Below are 16120 nucleotides of genomic sequence, written 5' to 3'. Positions count from 1 at the left end.
ATGCGCATCATTGCAGGAACATGGCGTTCGCGGACATTGGAGGCCCCGCCGGGACTGGCCACCCGGCCAACCACCGACCGCCTGCGCGAGACTCTATTCAATGTTCTGGCCCCACGAATTGAGGGCGCGCATTTCCTTGATTTGTATGCCGGTTCCGGGGCAGTCGGCATCGAGGCGATGAGCCGGGGAGCGGCGCGGGTCGTGTTTGTGGAGCGCGCTGTCCCCGCCCTGAAGGTTCTGCGCACGAACCTGGCTCGATTAGGGCTGAAGCAGGGTGTAGTGGTTGAATCCCGGACCGCGAAGTCCTTTCTGGGCCATGAAGTCGGGCAGCCGGGTTTCAACATCGTGTTTCTGGACCCGCCCTACGACGCGGCCAACGAATACGAGATTGCCCTCGGCTCTCTCGGCGGCGAAGCGTGCGGGCTCCTGCGGAAAGGTGCCGTGGTGATTGCGGAACATCGACGCAAAGAAGAACTGCCGGAGGCTGTAGGTGTGCTGGAGCGAACCCGGCTGCTGCGGCAGGGCGATGCAGCGCTGAGTTTCTACGTAGTCTGTGAGCCGAAACCCATCCCGCAAGACTCGCAAACGGAATTCAAAGAGGAGAACGCATGAAAGTCGGGACCTGTGTATTTACAGTTCTGATGTCGGCTATCGTGGCGCACGCGCAGAATCTAGACTGGACGATCGGCCCGTTCACGCGGCCGGCCACTGGGAATCCCGTCATCGCCCCCAATGCACAATCGCAGTTTGCCGATCCGCTCTCGCACGCGCCGGTGCACTGGGAGGCCCTCCACACCTTCAATCCTGCGGCCATCGTGCGCGATCGCAAGGTGTACGTGCTCTACCGCGCGGAGGACAACTCCGGCACCATGGCAATCGGTATGCACACCTCGCGGCTGGGCATTGCGGAGAGCGCCGACGGAATCCACTTCACGAGACGCGCTACGCCGGTGTTCTATCCCGCGGAAGACGATCAGAAGGGACGTGAGTGGCCCGGCGGCGCGGAGGACCCGCGCATCGTCGAGCTTGAGGACGGGACGTACGTGCTGACCTACACACAGTGGAACCGGACGACATATTCGGTGGGCATTGCGACTTCAAAGGATCTCGAACACTGGAACAAAAAAGGGCCGGCGTTTCTGGCCGCAGCGGGGGGCAAGTACGCGGATCTGAAGTACAAGTCTGCGGGCATTGTCACGCGGGTTGATGCAGAGAAAGCGCGGCTCATCGCCGCCAGAATCGATGGAAAGTATTGGATGTACTGGGGCGAGGGCGTCATTCGTCTTGCCTCGTCGAACGATGCCATTCACTGGACCCCAGTGGAAAATGCGAAAGGCGATCCTGTTGAACTGCTCAAGCCGCGCGCCGGGCATTTCGATTCCAGCTTTCCTGAGACCGGGCCGCCGCCTGTGCTCACCGACAAGGGCATCGTAGTTCTCTATAACGGCAAGAACGCGCCTGCGGGAGGCGACCCGTCGATGGGCCCGAATGCGTACGCCGCCGGCGAGGCGCTGTTCGATGCGAAGGATCCGCAGCACCTCATTACACAAACCGATCAGCCGGTGCTGAAACCTGAACTGCCCTACGAGAAGACCGGCCAGTACGCGGCGGGTACCACATTCGCCGAGGGCCTGGTGTTTTTCCACGGCAAGTGGTTTCTATATTACGGGTGCGCGGATTCCCTTGTGGCGGTCGCCGTTGCACCGGGACCGCAGCCGCCGACCGACGTGTCGCGCGGATTCTACCTGCATCCTGAAGACCGTGTGGTGTTTTATGGCGACAGCATCACCGAACAGAATTACTACAACCAGTGGGTGCAGCTCTACACGGTCACGCGTTTCCCCAAAATGCGCGTGCATTTCTACAACGCGGGAGTCGGGGGCGATCGCGTCAACGGCGGATGGGCAGGGCCCATCGATCAGCGCCTGCCGCGCGATGTGTTTGTCGACAACCCGACCGTGATCACCATTATGCTGGGCATGAATGACGGCGGATACCAGCCCACCACGCCGGAGATCGACTCAACCTATCGCACCGGTTATGAGCACATTCTCGACTCAATCAAAAAGAACGCCCCGGATGCGCGCATCACGCTGCTGGGCCCATCGCCCTTTGACGATGTGACCGCGCCGTCAACCTTCCCAGGCGGATACAACGCTGTCATGCAGCACTTTGCCGATGTGGACCGGCAACTGGCGCAGGAGCATGGAGCGACGTTCGTCAACCTTAACCCTGCCACCGTGGCAGCCATCGAGAAAGCGCAGGCCCTCGATCCTCGCCTTGCCAAATTGCTCCTTCCTGATCGGGTGCATCCTGATCCTCCAGCGCACTGGGTCATGACCGAAGCGCTCCTCAAGGGCTGGAATGCACCGGCACTCGTCACCAGCGTAAGCATCGATGCCGGCGGCGCACGCGTGTCTGCATCAGAAAACACAAGCGTCGACGCGTTGCAACACGCGGGCGATACCTTCACGTGGACACAGAATGACAATGGGCTTCCGCTGCCGCTGCTCAAAGAGAACGCCACCACTGCCATGCTGCTCGACATCACCGACATACAGAAAGCGCTGAACCAGGAGCCGCTCATTGTCACGGATCTTGCTCCGGGCCAATACGCATTGCGCATCGACGATCGCGACATTGGCAGGTTCTCGGCAGAGGAACTCGCCGCCGGCATCAATCTCGCCGACTACAACACCCCCATGCGATCGCAGGCTCAGGTAGTGAGCTGGGACGTGCGCGATCTCGTGGAGGCGCACTATATCCATTCCCGCATGCGCATCCAGAATGCCGATACAGGTGCGGAGGCGGGCGGCGCGGATCGGCTGCAGGCCTTTGAGGACTCCATGGAAGACAAGATCTACGCGGAGGCGGCGCCCGTGCCGCATCACTTTGAACTCAAACCGGCTGGGGCGCCAGCGGCGCCAAGTGGACATTGATCATGCCAGTTACTTTCGAGTCGGTCATCGAATCCGCGGGCGATGATCTGTTCCGCATCGCCACGCATGCGCGCGGTCCGCAAGGCGCGCTGCCTATCACTGCGGAGATGCTGCGCAACGCGCCTTCCGGCAATCTCTTTGGACTTACGCAGAACGCCGGCATGGGCTGGGATCCCGCCCGTGTGCTCGATCCCGAGTTCCTCATTCTCAGCACCCACGGCGGACTGCGCGCCGAGGACGGCTCACCCATCGCGCTCGGCTTTCACAGCGGCCACTGGGAGGTCGGGCTGCTGGTTGCCGGGGCTGCACGCGAATTGAAGTTGCTGCAGGCCGTGCCGTTCGCGGGCGCATGCACGGATCCGTGCGACGGGCGCACACAGGGCACCACCGGCATGATGGATTCGCTGCCCTATCGCAATGACGCGGCCATGGTGTTGCGGCGACTCATGCGCTCGCTGCCCACGCGCCGCGGCGTGTTGGGCGTGGCCACCTGCGACAAGGGCTTGCCCGCCATGATGATGGCCCTCGCTTCCTCAGGTGCGCTCCCCGCCGTACTCGTCCCGGGCGGCGTCACGCTGCTGCCGGAGCAAGGCGAGGATGCCGGCAAGGTGCAGACCATCGGCGCCCGCTTTGCCCAGCAGCAGATCACACTCGAGTACGCGGCCGAGATGGGATGCAAAGCGTGCGCGTCACCCGGAGGAGGATGCCAGTTCCTGGGCACGGCCGCCACCTCGCAGGTGGTAGGCGAGGCGCTCGGGCTTTCCCTGCCGCACACTGCGCTCGCGCCCTCCGGACATCCCATCTGGCTCGACGCGGCGAAGCGGTCTGCACGCGCGCTTCTGCGCATGCACCAGGCTGGCATCGGTGTCCGCGACGTGCTCACGCCGGCTGCGCTGCGCAACGCCATGGTGCTGCACGCGGCCTTCGGCGGGTCGACGAATTTGTTGCTGCATATCCCGGCGATCGCCTTTCATGCCGGGCTGCGCAGGCCGAGTGTTGAAGATTGGGCCGAAGTCAATCGTGAGGTTCCGCGCCTGGTAGATGCGCTGCCCAACGGCCCCCGCGGCTTTGCCACCGTGCAGGTGTTCCTTGCCGGCGCAGTCCCCGAGGTGATGCTGCACCTCCGTGCCGCAGGCCTCCTCGACACAACCGTGAAGACCGTTACCGGCGAAAAGCTGGAGGTCTCCCTGGACTGGTGGGAAAAAAGCGAACGCCGAGCCGCGCTGCGCAGGGAATTGCAACAACTGGACAACATCGATCCTGACGAAGTCATCATGAGCCCCGATCGTGCGCGTTCCCGCGGGCTTACATCCACGGTCTGTTTCCCAACCGGCAACCTGGCTCCGGAAGGATCGGTCATCAAAAGCACCGCCATCGATCCCTCGCTGATTGACGACGCCAACGTGTATCACCATCGCGGACCGGCCCGCGTGTTTACCACGGAAGAAGCCGCCATCGAAGCCATCAAGTCCGGCCGCATCGGTCATGGCGATGTCGTCGTGCTGATCTGCGGCGGCCCCAGGGGCGCGGGCATGCAGGAGACGTACCAGGTCACGTCGGCGCTGAAGATGCTGCCCCATTGCAAGCATGTCGCGGTGATCACGGATGCGCGATTCAGCGGTGTGTCCACCGGCGCATGCATCGGGCATGTGTCGCCGGAGGCGCTTGCGGGAGGTCCCATCGGAAAGGTGAGCGAGGGCGATCTCATCGATATCATGGTCGATCGCGCGCGCCTCACAGGAGCGGTGCATCTGGTCGGAGATGCTTCAGGGGAATTCGGCGCGGACGAAGGCACACGGCAGCTGGCTGCCCGCAGCCCGCGCGCGGATCTGCGACCCCATCCGGATTTGCCGGAGGATACGCGCCTGTGGGCTGCTCTGGTGCATGCAAGTGGAGGCGTGTGGGGCGGATGCGTCTACGATACGGAAAAAATCGTCGCGGCGCTCGATTCCAATAATTAGCTGAGCCGTGTCGTACTAGCGTCGCTGATAAAACGGCAGAACAATCATCAGCGCCACCCCTATCGCCACAAGCAGCGCCAGGAACATCAGCCCGTAGACCAGCCACAGGTTAATCGTGCGGGGCGCCTTCTCAACATCGCTTTCTTCGCCAGAGCTGCGCGGCTGGCCGGGCTCACTCATATTTGAGAGATTCTACCGGGTCCATCTGCGCGGCGCGGGTTGCGGGAACGGTGCCAAACACTATGCCCACCGCAGTAGCGGCAGTCAGGGCGATCAAGATCGACCATCCCGAGATGGGTAGCGAATAATCGGTAAAGAAGCGCACAGAGAGTGGAAGGGTCAACCCCACCGCCGTGCCGATCACTCCTCCGGCCAGCGAGATGATGATGGCTTCCGCGAGGAATTGCAGCTTGATCTCGCGATAGGTGGCGCCCAGAGCTTTGCGTATGCCGATTTCACGTATGCGTGCACGCACCGTGGCCAGCATGATATTCATGATCCCCACGCCGCCTACGGCCAGCGTCACCGCCGCCACCAGCACCAGCACGGCAGTCAGAATATTTGAAACCGTGGCAGCCATGTTCAGCACTTCGCGCAAATCCTGCGTTTTATACACCGAGTTCGGTCGGTGGCGTGAACTGACGATGCGCTTGATCTCGTTGGTGGCGTCCGGCACCTCCGCCATGCTGCGCATAGAGAAGTAAATCTGTTTCAGATTTTCAGTGCCGGAGAACACACGCGCCACGGAGAAGGGAATCAGGATGGTTTCGTCCGCGATCTCCGATTGTCCAAAGTCGCTCACGCTCTGGCGAAAGATCCCGATGATGGTGAACGGAATGCCGCTGATCTCGAATTCGCGTCCAACGGCGTCTTCCGAGCTGCCGTAGCGCAGCTTGGCGAAGGTTTCGGTGACCACAGCGCACTTGATGTGGGCATTCTCGTCGGTCTCATCAATAAACCGGCCATACGGCACCAGCAGGTTGCGAATGTTGCGATACTGCGGGCTCACGCCTAGAACGAGCGTATCTTTCACCACCCCGCCGCCAAAGCTGATGCGGGTGTTCATCTGCAGCACAGGTGAGGAGTACAGGACGCCCGGCAACTGCGCATTCACGGCCTTCTCGTCGTCGCGCGTGAGAAAGTCGTTGTAGACCACGTTCTCCGACCCTGACGCGCCGCCGCCCGCGTACTCGAGCTCGACTTCGTTGGTGCCGATCTTCTGGATTTCCGTCAGGATAAATTGCTTGCCGGTCAGGCCGATGGTCACCACCAGGATCACCGACGCCGTGCCGATCACCATGCCCAGGGCAGTGAGCATGAAACGCACCTTGCTGGCCCGGAAACTGTCGAGCGCAATCTTCAAAATCTCGCTCAGCACCATGGTGCGGCGGGCGCTGCGCAGCGTGGCCTCGAAGGAGGCGCGACGGTTTTGCTGGTTGGCAGGCCGGGCTTGTTCAGTGACTGGGTTCATAGGACCACACGGGCCGCTCTACGATTGAAGATGCGCGAACGGGCGTTCGGGCTTCCGCAAATATGCCGGGAGCCCCTGCTTTCATGATAGTTGGACGGGGTTGGGACCTAAGGATGGTCGTATTTGTCGAGCCATTTCAGCTCCTCGCGGACCTTTATGTAGCCGTGCCAGGGGTTTTTGCCCAGTCCGTGCCCCTCGCCCGGAAACACGAGAAACGTGTGGGGGATGCCCAGCGAGTCGAGAGCGCGCTCCATGGTCACGCCTTCCAGATAGCTGACGCGGATGTCCGCACCGCCCTGCACCAGGTGTGTGGGAGTCTTGACCTTGTCGAACTGGAACAGAGCCGCTTCACTCTGGTAGAGTGCCGGGGTCTCCCACGGACGGCCTCCCAGGTACCAGGCGTCGTCCCAGCTCTCGTCGTCGTTGCCCCAGTTGGCGGCATGCTCAACGGCACCCGCGCCGGTCACCGCCGATTTGAATCGCGTGGTCTGCGTAATAAGCCAGTCGGTCATGTACCCGCCGTAACTGTAGCCTCCGATGGCGAGGTGGTCGGGATCGGCAATGCCGTCCTTTACCAGCGCGTCCACGCCGGTCAGGATATCGCGGCCCGGCTTCGAGACCAGGTGCGGCGCAATCTGCAGCATGAATTCATCCCCATATCCCGACGAGCCGCGATAGTTGGGACGAAACACGAGCCAGCCATCGGCCGCGGCCAGCGTGGCCCAGTCATACCAGTCGGCGCCGAATTTGTTGCCGTCCGCATCGGCTGGGCCACCGTGAATCAGCGTGAACATGCGTAGATGCTTCGCGCCCTTCTTGCCCGGCGGATAGAGCAGTACTCCCTCTACCTTCACCCCATCGTCAGAGGTCCACGTATAGGGCTGCCATTCAGGCTGCGCGCGCTGCGCGAACACCGGGTTGAAGCTGGTGAGCGCCTTGAGCTGGTCAGGGTGGAGCGGGTCAGCCGAAAGATAAACCTGCGTAGGCTCCCCGATCGTCGAGTGGCGCAGCGCCAGTGCACTTGAGTGCAGAGCCGTTGTCAGGCCGCCATAGGTGCCGGGCCGCCCAGGCAGCTTCGTGGCCTTGTCGCCGTCAATCACATAGAGCTGCGTCTCCGTGCCCTTCATACCCAGAGCGATCTCGCGCCCGTCGGGCAAGAGTGCGAACTGGTCGAATGTGCCGTCAAAGCTGGAGCCCAGGCGCTCGACTTTGCCGCTGGCGAAGTCCATTCGGTAAAGGCGCCCCTGCACATCGCGGTATTTGCCTTCCAGCGATCCCGATGCCGCGGTGACCGCAAAGAAAAGAGAGTGGCTGTCCTTCGACCAGCGGACGTTCGACTCAGAGGCTTCATTGTGCGTGAGCTGGCGAACATCGCCCCCGCTTGTGCTCACCGCGTAAATCTCATAATTCGAAGGGCCCTCCATGCGGTGGTGTACGGGCTCGGTCTGGAAGGCGATGGTGTTGCCGTCGGGTGATGGCGCAATCTCGCCGATCGCGAAGATACTCCGCGCAATCGTCTCTGCACCCGTCGGCACAACCGGCACATTCTTCTTCTTGTCCCCATCATCCTTGTCTGCATAAGGAGGAGCAACGGCGACGGCAGCCGCCAGGGCAGGAGCGACAGCCTCCTTCAGCAGCAGATCGCCGCGATTCTGCTCCCTCCAGCGGATCACGTCTTTCCACTCCTCCTTCTGGGCGGTCTGCTGCTCTTGTGTGAGCGGCTGCGTTACGGAGTAGTAAATCGATGCTCCGTCTGCTGACCACGCGAACGAGTGCACATCCAGCTTCTGCGTATACAGAGGCAGCGCCTCACCGCCGCTAACCGAAAGAACCCACAAACGGCTGGCCTTGTTGTCATCGCCACTCGCGCCGCTTTCCACGCCGTCTGCCTGCGGCGCCTCGTTCGGCAGCGGACGGTCGCTGACGAAGGCGATCCATTTGCCGTCAGGACTGAACGCGGGAGACGCCTCATTGCCCATGTGAGCCAGCGGTCGAAGACCTCCCGTCTCGCTCCACAGCCACAACTCGTGCCGGTACGAATTGTTCTTCCAATCGGGTGATTCCGTTGCGATCGCCGCGGCCGTGCCGTCGGGCGAGAGCGCCGTGGAGGTGATGCCGGTGGTGTTGAAGAACTCGTCTAGGGTGATGGGCGGCTTGCTCGCCTGCCCGTTCGCGGCAGCGGCGGCAACCGAAAGGCTTGCGAACCCGATCGCAAGGCACAGGCGTTGGAAGCGCATAGGAGCAATATAATTGCGCTCGCGGCGAAGATTGCGAAACCACGAAAGGCCGGAACCAGCGGGGAATATACATAGTCATGAAGCGGATGGACGCTCATCAGCACTTCTGGCAATACGACCCGGTAGAGTACGGGTGGATTAACGAAGCCATGGCCGGACTGCGGCGCGATTTCCTGCCGCAGGATCTGAAGCCGCTCCTGGATGACTGCGGCTTCGACGGATGCGTAGCGGTGCAGGCGCGGCAGACGTTGGAAGAGACCCGCTGGCTGCTCGAACTCGCCGGCCGGCACCACTTCATTCGCGGCGTTGTCGGATGGGTCGACCTGCGCTCTGCGCAACTCCGCGCCCAATTGCATGAATTCACGCGCAATCCCCGGTTCGTCGGAGTGCGCCACGTAGTACAGGATGAGCCCGACGACGCATTCCTGTTGCGCGCGGATTTCCGCCGCGGCATCGCGCAGCTCGCGGAGTTCGGCCTTGCCTATGACCTGCTCATCTACCCCCGCCAACTCAAGCCCGCTCTCAAACTGGCAGCGGAGTTCCCCGGTCAGCGATTCGTGCTCGATCACATCGCCAAGCCCCTGATCGCACAAGGTGCGCTGGAGCCATGGAATACCGACATCCGCGCCCTCGCGCAACTCGAGAATGTCTGCTGCAAGGTGTCAGGCATGGTCACCGAGGCGCGCTGGAAAGAGTGGCAGGCGCACGATTTCCATTCCTATCTTGATGTGGTATTCGAGGCATTCGGCCCGGAGCGCATCATGATCGGCTCTGACTGGCCCGTGTGCACCGTGGCTGCGACGTACAGGTCCACCATGCGCGTTGTGATGGATTACATCGCGCAGCTTCCCTCCGCGCAGCAGGATGCGGTGCTGGGAGGAAACTGCACCAACTTCTACCGACTGCCTGCATAGGCTGCACGCCTCAATTCGCTGCGAATTGTCCCAAGCTTGTCATTCCATTGTCGCAGGCCGTTTTTGCATGTCCATTCGAACCTATACTGCAGGCAGGTCATGAGCCTGCCGTCGCGGGTAGCGCGCAAGGACGCGCTCCAGAAGCCGCCGAATCCAGCCTTAAGGAGATCAACTCAAGACCGTATTTACAGCTCTCGCCAAGGTCCTTTGCACCGTGCCGGACTACCAGGGCCAGTCTGGCACGGTATTTTTCTCCGGGCTGAGCGCCATCAGTCCCGACGCCTGCTTCGGCTCCGTCTGCCGCATGAATGCAGCCAGATACTCCTTCCAGACTGCCGCCACCGTGTGCGTCCCGTGCCCGCGCGTCTGCTCGCTGATCGGGAGCAGAATGAATCGCCCGTGCATAATGTTCTTCACTTCCTTCTCCGCAATCCCCAACTCCGGCGGATTAATAAAGTCGTCCGCCGAGTTGATCCACAGTACCGGCGCCTTGATCGTCTCCAGCTTCGCCTCGGGATTGTAGTTCCGGCTCGCATTCAGATAAAAGATCATGTCGTTTGCATCGGTGCTCGCCATCGTTCGCGCCAGGTATTTGTCGACATACTCCTCAGACTTCACCCTCGTCGGCGCCGTCTTCTGCATCACCTGGGGCGCCGAGCCCATCACCAGCAGCATCTCGTTGGCGCCGCGCAACCCGTCCTGCGGTTCCGTTTTGTACTCGCCGCCCTGCCACGCCGGGTCCAGCTTGATGTCTTCAATGGCCATGTAACGCATCATGCGGTTCCGGCCAGCAATCTCCACCGGCAGGCACGCAAACGGCGCCAGTGCATCCATGAAGTCGGGATACGTCTCGCCCCACACAAACCCCTGCATGCAGCCCATAGACGTGCCCAGAATCAGGCGCAGATGATCCACCTTCATCTCGTCAAGCATCCCGCGGTCCGCGCGTACCATGTCGTCATAGTCGTAGGCAGGGAAGTGCGCGTGCATACCGTCCGACGGCTTCGAACTCTGCCCATGGCCAATCTCGTCCGGCAGAATGATGAAGTACTTCTGCACGTCCAGCACCCCGCCCGGCACAAACAGCACATCGCTGAAAACCGGATTCAGCAGCGACTGCGAATTGCCGCCCGTCCCATGCAGCAGCAAAACCGCATTATCCACGTGCCCCGTAGCATTGCGATGCATCTCGCCCAGCGTGAGGTAATGCAGCTTCAAGTCCGGCAGCGTCTCCCCCGTGCCGAACCTGAAGTCGCGCACCGTCACCCACCCATCTTTCGTCGGCCATGACGTGTGCTGCGCTTGCTGCGTTGATGGTGTCTGTGCGACGGCCGCGGTCGCAAAAGCTAGAGCCGCCAGATGGGCAAGAGACCTGAATGAGTGCATTCATCAGCTCCGATCAGAAAATGAAAATCAGTTCGCTACCGTTTCCGCATCCTGAGGCTCTGCCAACTCCCATCCACCGTCCAACCGCCATCCACCGCCAGCGCATGCCCATTGATGAATCCGCTCTGCTGCGGGTCTGCCAGAAACAAGATGGCGCGCGCAATATCGTCGGGCTTTGCAAAACGCCCCATCGGGTTCACGCCTTCAATGTCGGCGTCGCTGTAGCTGCCCCCCGCCTGATCGGCCACGTCCATCTCCGTCTTCACCCATCCAGGGCACACTGCATTCACCCGGACTCCGCGCCCACCCCACTCCGCGGCCAGCGTCCGCGTCAGCCCAATCAACCCATGCTTTGACGCGTTGTAAGCCGCGCGATCGGCAATCCCCACCAGCCCTGCAATCGAAGCGACATTTATGATACTGCCGCTCCTCTGCTCCAGCATCATCGCCCCAAACGCTTTCGCCAGCAGAAAAGGCGCCAGCAGGTTCACCTCGAGTACACGCAGGAAGGCCGCGCCCTCTACCGATTCGGCCGGTGCAATGAAGCTGATCCCCGCATTGTTCACCAGCACATCGGCGCGTCCCCAGCGTCTCTTCACTCCCTCGGCAGCCGCAGCCACAACCGGCTCATCTGAGAGGTCGCCGAGAAACTCCTCTGCCTCCGCACCGCGGCCTCGCACCTCTGCGAGCGTAACTGCGCACGACTTCACATCGAGCAGAGCGAGGGCATAACCTGCCTCCGCCAGCACCTCCGCGGTTCGGCGTCCGATTCCCTGGGCCGCGCCCGTAACAATCGCAACACGCATGCCCCTAACTTACCCGACCCGCCTGCCCAACCGGCCGCCTGTTCCCAACCCCATTCCCGACGCGCTAAAATTGTGTGCGGAATCATGCCTCCCCGCAGTGCCCATCCCGCTCCGCCTCCGCTCAAGCGCTTCCGCCGCGGCCACCCCGATCGTGGACGCTGACCGTAGACGCTGCCCAGCGCCGCTGATTACCCTTCTTTGCGACGATTCTTCCCGTCCCGCGGCCCCCGTCACCGGCCCCGGAACCCCGGCGCGGCACGCCGGAGACCTTCGACTCGAGATCGATCCGCTCGCCCGCGGATAGAAAGGCACAATTCCCGTGAGTACCCAGAACCCGAACAGCTTCGCCAGCCGCGCCACCCTCCAGTCCGGCGCCAAATCTTATACGATCTTCCGCCTCCCCGCGCTCGAGGCCAAAGGCTTCAACCTCAGCCGCCTCCCCTTCTCGCTCAAAATTATGCTTGAAAACCTGCTTCGCCGCGAAGACGGCGTGAACGTCACCGCCGACGACATCGCCTTCCTCGCCAACTGGGACGCTAAGGCCGAACCTAGCCGCGAGATCGCCTATATGCCGGCCCGCGTGCTCATGCAGGACTTCACCGGCGTCCCCGCCATCGTTGACCTCGCCGCCATGCGCGACGCCATCAAGACCCTCGGGGGCGATCCCGAGCGCGTCAATCCCCTCATCCCCGCCGAGCTGGTCATCGACCACTCCGTGCAGGTCGATGAGTTCGGAACGTCCAAGGCGTATGACGCCAACTCCTTCCTGGAGTTCCAGCGCAACCGCGAGCGCTACGCTTTCCTCAAGTGGGGCCAGACTGCCTTCCGCAACTTCAGCGCGGTTCCTCCCGGCATGGGCATCTGCCACCAGGTCAATCTTGAATACCTTGCCCGCGTCGTCTTCACCACGGACGAAAGCGGCGAATCCCTCGCCTACCCTGACACCCTCGTCGGCACCGACTCCCACACCACCATGATCAATGGACTCGGCGTCCTCGGCTGGGGCGTCGGCGGCATTGAGGCCGAGGCCGCCATGCTCGGCCAGCCCGTCTCCATGCTGGTCCCGCAGGTCGTCGGATATAAGCTCACCGGCAAGCTGCGCGAAGGCGCTACCGCTACTGACCTTGTCCTCACCGTCACGCAGGCATTGCGCAAACTGGGCGTCGTCGGCAAGTTCGTCGAGTTCTTCGGCCCCGGCATCGCGGAACTCCCGCTCGCTGATCGCGCCACCATCAGCAACATGGCGCCCGAGTACGGCGCCACCTGCGGCATCTTCCCAGTTGACGCCGAAACCCTCCGCTACCTCCGTCTCACCGGCCGTGCTGAAGAGCATATCGCGCTCGTCGAGGCGTATTACAAGGAGCAGAGCCTCTTCCACGCCGCGGGCACGCCCCAAGCCGATTACACGCAGACCCTGGAACTCGATCTCGCTACCGTAGAGCCCAGCGTCGCCGGCCCCAAGCGCCCGCAGGATCGCGTGCTCCTCAAAGACACCGCCGCCAGCTTCCAGCAGCAGCTTCCGTCTCTGCTCGCGCCCACAGCCAAGCCCCTCGGCTCGCGCACCGCGGAAGCCTGGTCGCGCCAGACTTCCGTCACCGACGCCTCCACCGCAACCGCCGTCGCTGAAGTCGCACCGCTCCACGTGACCACCACCGTAAAGGAGCGCTTCAACGTTGACCCCGACAAGTACCTCGATCACGGCTCCGTCGTCATCGCCGCCATCACCAGCTGTACCAACACCTCCAACCCCTCCGTCATGGTGGCCGCCGGCATCCTCGCCAAGAAGGCCGTCGAGAAGGGCCTCACCGTCCCACCCTGGGTCAAGACCTCCCTCGCGCCCGGCTCTCGTGTCGTCACCGATTACTACGAGAAGTCCGGCCTGCTGCCCTATCTCGAAAAGCTCCGCTTCAATGTGGTCGGCTACGGCTGCACCACTTGTATTGGCAACTCCGGCCCGCTGCCGGAAGATGTATCGACAGCCATCAACGAGCACGGCCTCGTCGCCGTCAGCGTGCTCTCGGGCAATCGCAATTTCGAGGGCCGCGTGAACGTCGACGTACGCGCCAATTACCTCATGTCTCCGCCGCTCGTCGTCGCCTACGCGCTGGCCGGCAAAATCGGCCACAACTTCGACGCTGACCCGCTGGGCTCGGACCAGAACGGCCACCCCGTCTATCTCCGCGATCTGTGGCCCACGCAGGCCGAGGTCGCCGCTGCCATCGAGAAGGGCATCTCCAGCGAAGGCTTCCGCCGCGAATACGCCCACGTATCTGACGGCGACGCCAACTGGCAGAGCCTCAGCTTCCCCACCGGCGACACCTACCAGTGGGAGCCCGATTCCACTTACATCCGCAAGGCTCCTTACTTCGACGGCATCACGAAGGAGCCGGCACCTGTCACCGACATCCTCAACGCCCGTGTCCTCGCAGTCCTCGGCGACTCCGTCACCACGGATCACATTTCGCCCGCCGGCAATATAAAAGCAAGCGGCCCTGCCGGCAAGTACCTCACCGAGCACGGCGTCAAGAACGCTGACTTCAACTCCTACGGCTCGCGTCGCGGCAATCACGAAACCATGGTCCGCGGCACCTTCGCCAACGTCCGCCTGCGCAACAAACTGGCCCCCGGCACGGAAGGCGGCGTCACCCGGCTGCTCCCCGAAGGCGAGCAGATGTCCATCTTTGACGCCAGCGTGCAATACGCCGAGCGCAATGTTCCGCTGGTCATCCTGGCGGGCAAGGAATACGGCTCCGGCTCCTCGCGCGACTGGGCAGCCAAGGGGCCGAACCTGCTGGGCGTGAAGGCTGTCATTGCCGAAAGCTTCGAGCGTATCCACCGCTCCAATCTGGTGGGAATGGGCATTCTCCCCTTGCAGTTTGAAGAAGGCCAGAACGTCGAAAGCCTCGGCCTCACCGGTGAAGAGACCTACGACTTCGCCGGCCTCACCAATTTGCTTGCCGATAAACTTGCCAACGGACGCACCCTCAAGGTCAGCGCCACCACCCCCGACGGCACAAACAAACAGTTCACAGCCAAAGTCCGCATCGACACACCGCAGGAGATCGAGTACTACCGGCACGGCGGCATTCTGCAGTACGTCCTCCGTCAACTCGCGTCAAAGTAACTGACCTGGGATCGGTATTCTCCCTCGCAGCCATACAATTGCCTGCGAGGGAGCCGAGTCGCAGGTGGTGCCGAAGAGAGCTTTGTCGACAACTGCGGCGTCCAGACTGTGTTTCTGCTTTGCCGCAACTGCTCATTGGTTTCTGCGTACCACAGCTGCGATTAGTTGCGGACTGTAGATGCTTGGAATTCCTAAATAGGCGGCTCCCGGCTGATCCCATCTTTACCGTTGCGGGCGGCAGCCAAATGCGCGAAGCTTCCTCAATGGGCTCCTTCTTTCGTCGTATCGCACCCGCAGTCGCTCTCTTCTTTCTCTCCCCTCTGATCGCCGAATTTCTGCTCGGCGATTTTCCGCTTACCCAGATCGGTATCCTGCTGATCCTCGCGCCCTTCTACGGCGGCGGCGCCATTCTCATTCGCGAGATCACGCGCCGTACCGGCCGCGGATGGCCCACCATCCTCACGCTTGCCCTCGCCTACGGCATCCTTGAAGAAGCCTTCACCACCCAGACCCTCTTCAATCCTGACTATCTTGGTCTGCACCTGCATCTGCTCGAGCCGGCATTCATCCCTGCGCTCGGCATCAGCGCCTGGTGGACAGTCTTCGTCCTCACTCTCCACACCGTGTGGAGCATTTCTGTCCCCATCGCCATCATGGAAGCCCTCGTGCCTCGCCGGGCCCACACCCCCTGGCTCAAGGGCCTCGGCCTCGCCATCGTCACGGTGCTCTTCGTGCTCATCGCCTGCATGATGACCAGGCACCAAATCGACACCGACAGCCACCACTTCATGGCATCGCGCACGCAACTCGCCGTATCCGCTGTGTGCTGCATCGTTGTCGCAATCGCCGCGTTCCTTCTGCCGCGCCGCAGCGATCAAAAGCGCCCTGGCACCGCCCCCAACCCCTGGATCAGCGGCGCACTCTCACTCGCCGCCTGCTCCATCTTCCTTGTCGCTCCGCGCACGTGGGGCTGGGGCGCCGTCGCCATCTACCTGGCGCTCGATCTGGTCATGATCATCGCGGCTTTAGCATGGTCACGCCACGCCGGCTGGAACAACCTCCACATCCTCTCCCTCGCCGGAGGCGCCGCCTTGTCATACGCGTGGCACGCCTTCATTCAGCAGCCCGTGACAGGTAAAGCCGATGCGGCCATGCGCATCGGCAACGCGGTTCTCGCACTGGGCACAATCCTGCTGCTCTATGCTGCCGCGCGCCGAACGTCAGCCGCCCCCATCGAAGCCCCTACCGTGCCTGCCTGATCAAGCACAAAGCGAAACCAAAA

The 16120-nt window shown here is 62.3% G+C and carries 11 protein-coding genes; 6 read left to right on the top strand and 5 right to left on the bottom strand.

What is annotated here, in order from left to right; translation table 11 throughout:
- Genes rsmD through VGL22_RS10590 form a run of 3 tightly spaced genes read left to right on the top strand, consistent with a single transcriptional unit; the run spans position 1 to position 4900 of the window.
- Entirely contained in the window at positions 1 to 612 is a 612-nt protein-coding gene (gene rsmD / locus VGL22_RS10600) for a 16S rRNA (guanine(966)-N(2))-methyltransferase RsmD (RefSeq protein ID WP_465266887.1), read from the top strand.
- The gene (locus VGL22_RS10595; protein WP_465266886.1) at positions 609 to 2939 is read left to right on the top strand and encodes a glycoside hydrolase family 130 protein; all 2331 of its coding nucleotides are present in this window, start codon (positions 609 to 611) and stop codon (positions 2937 to 2939) included. Before rsmD ends, VGL22_RS10595 begins: the two co-directional genes overlap by 4 nt.
- Positions 2940 to 2941: 2 nt before the next feature.
- Complete coding sequence (locus VGL22_RS10590) at positions 2942 to 4900, top strand: YjhG/YagF family D-xylonate dehydratase (protein WP_465266885.1); 1959 nt, start codon at positions 2942 to 2944, stop codon at positions 4898 to 4900.
- A gap of 15 nt (positions 4901 to 4915) precedes the next feature.
- On the opposite strand, the gene VGL22_RS10585 is transcribed toward VGL22_RS10590, so the two are convergent.
- From VGL22_RS10585 to VGL22_RS10575, 3 genes are all read right to left on the bottom strand, one after another.
- Positions 4916 to 5080 carry a hypothetical protein gene (locus VGL22_RS10585; protein ID WP_465266884.1) on the bottom strand — a complete coding sequence of 55 codons (165 nt, stop codon included), beginning with the start codon at positions 5078 to 5080 and terminating at the stop codon, positions 4916 to 4918.
- A complete protein-coding gene (locus VGL22_RS10580) occupies positions 5073 to 6371 on the bottom strand; it encodes an ABC transporter permease (RefSeq protein WP_465266883.1) in 1299 nt (432 codons plus the stop codon). The genes VGL22_RS10585 and VGL22_RS10580 overlap by 8 nt, the downstream gene beginning before the upstream one ends.
- A gap of 107 nt (positions 6372 to 6478) precedes the next feature.
- Positions 6479 to 8608: a S9 family peptidase gene (locus tag VGL22_RS10575; protein ID WP_465266882.1), complete on the bottom strand. Its 2130-nt coding sequence runs from the start codon at positions 8606 to 8608 to the stop codon at positions 6479 to 6481.
- A gap of 77 nt (positions 8609 to 8685) precedes the next feature.
- On the opposite strand from VGL22_RS10575, the gene VGL22_RS10570 reads away from it, so the two are divergent.
- The gene (locus VGL22_RS10570; protein ID WP_465266881.1) at positions 8686 to 9522 is read left to right on the top strand and encodes an amidohydrolase family protein; all 837 of its coding nucleotides are present in this window, start codon (positions 8686 to 8688) and stop codon (positions 9520 to 9522) included.
- Between the two features lie 222 nt (positions 9523 to 9744).
- On the opposite strand, the gene VGL22_RS10565 is transcribed toward VGL22_RS10570, so the two are convergent.
- The gene (locus VGL22_RS10565; RefSeq protein WP_465266880.1) at positions 9745 to 10908 is read right to left on the bottom strand and encodes an alpha/beta fold hydrolase; all 1164 of its coding nucleotides are present in this window, start codon (positions 10906 to 10908) and stop codon (positions 9745 to 9747) included.
- Positions 10909 to 10943: 35 nt separating this feature from the next.
- Complete coding sequence (locus VGL22_RS10560) at positions 10944 to 11714, bottom strand: SDR family NAD(P)-dependent oxidoreductase (protein ID WP_465266879.1); 771 nt, start codon at positions 11712 to 11714, stop codon at positions 10944 to 10946.
- A gap of 319 nt (positions 11715 to 12033) precedes the next feature.
- On the opposite strand from VGL22_RS10560, the gene acnA reads away from it, so the two are divergent.
- Both acnA and VGL22_RS10550 read left to right on the top strand, forming a co-directional pair.
- Entirely contained in the window at positions 12034 to 14838 is a 2805-nt protein-coding gene (gene acnA, locus VGL22_RS10555) for an aconitate hydratase AcnA (protein WP_465266878.1), read from the top strand.
- Between the two features lie 245 nt (positions 14839 to 15083).
- Positions 15084 to 16097 carry a hypothetical protein gene (locus VGL22_RS10550; protein ID WP_465266877.1) on the top strand — a complete coding sequence of 338 codons (1014 nt, stop codon included), beginning with the start codon at positions 15084 to 15086 and terminating at the stop codon, positions 16095 to 16097.
- Positions 16098 to 16120 lie beyond the last annotated feature (23 nt).

This window comes from Occallatibacter sp., assembly GCF_036502485.1.
Taxonomy (GTDB): domain Bacteria; phylum Acidobacteriota; class Terriglobia; order Terriglobales; family Acidobacteriaceae; genus Telmatobacter.
The sequence above is the reverse complement of the archived record's forward strand: the minus strand, read 5'-3'. Positions and strand labels throughout refer to the sequence as shown.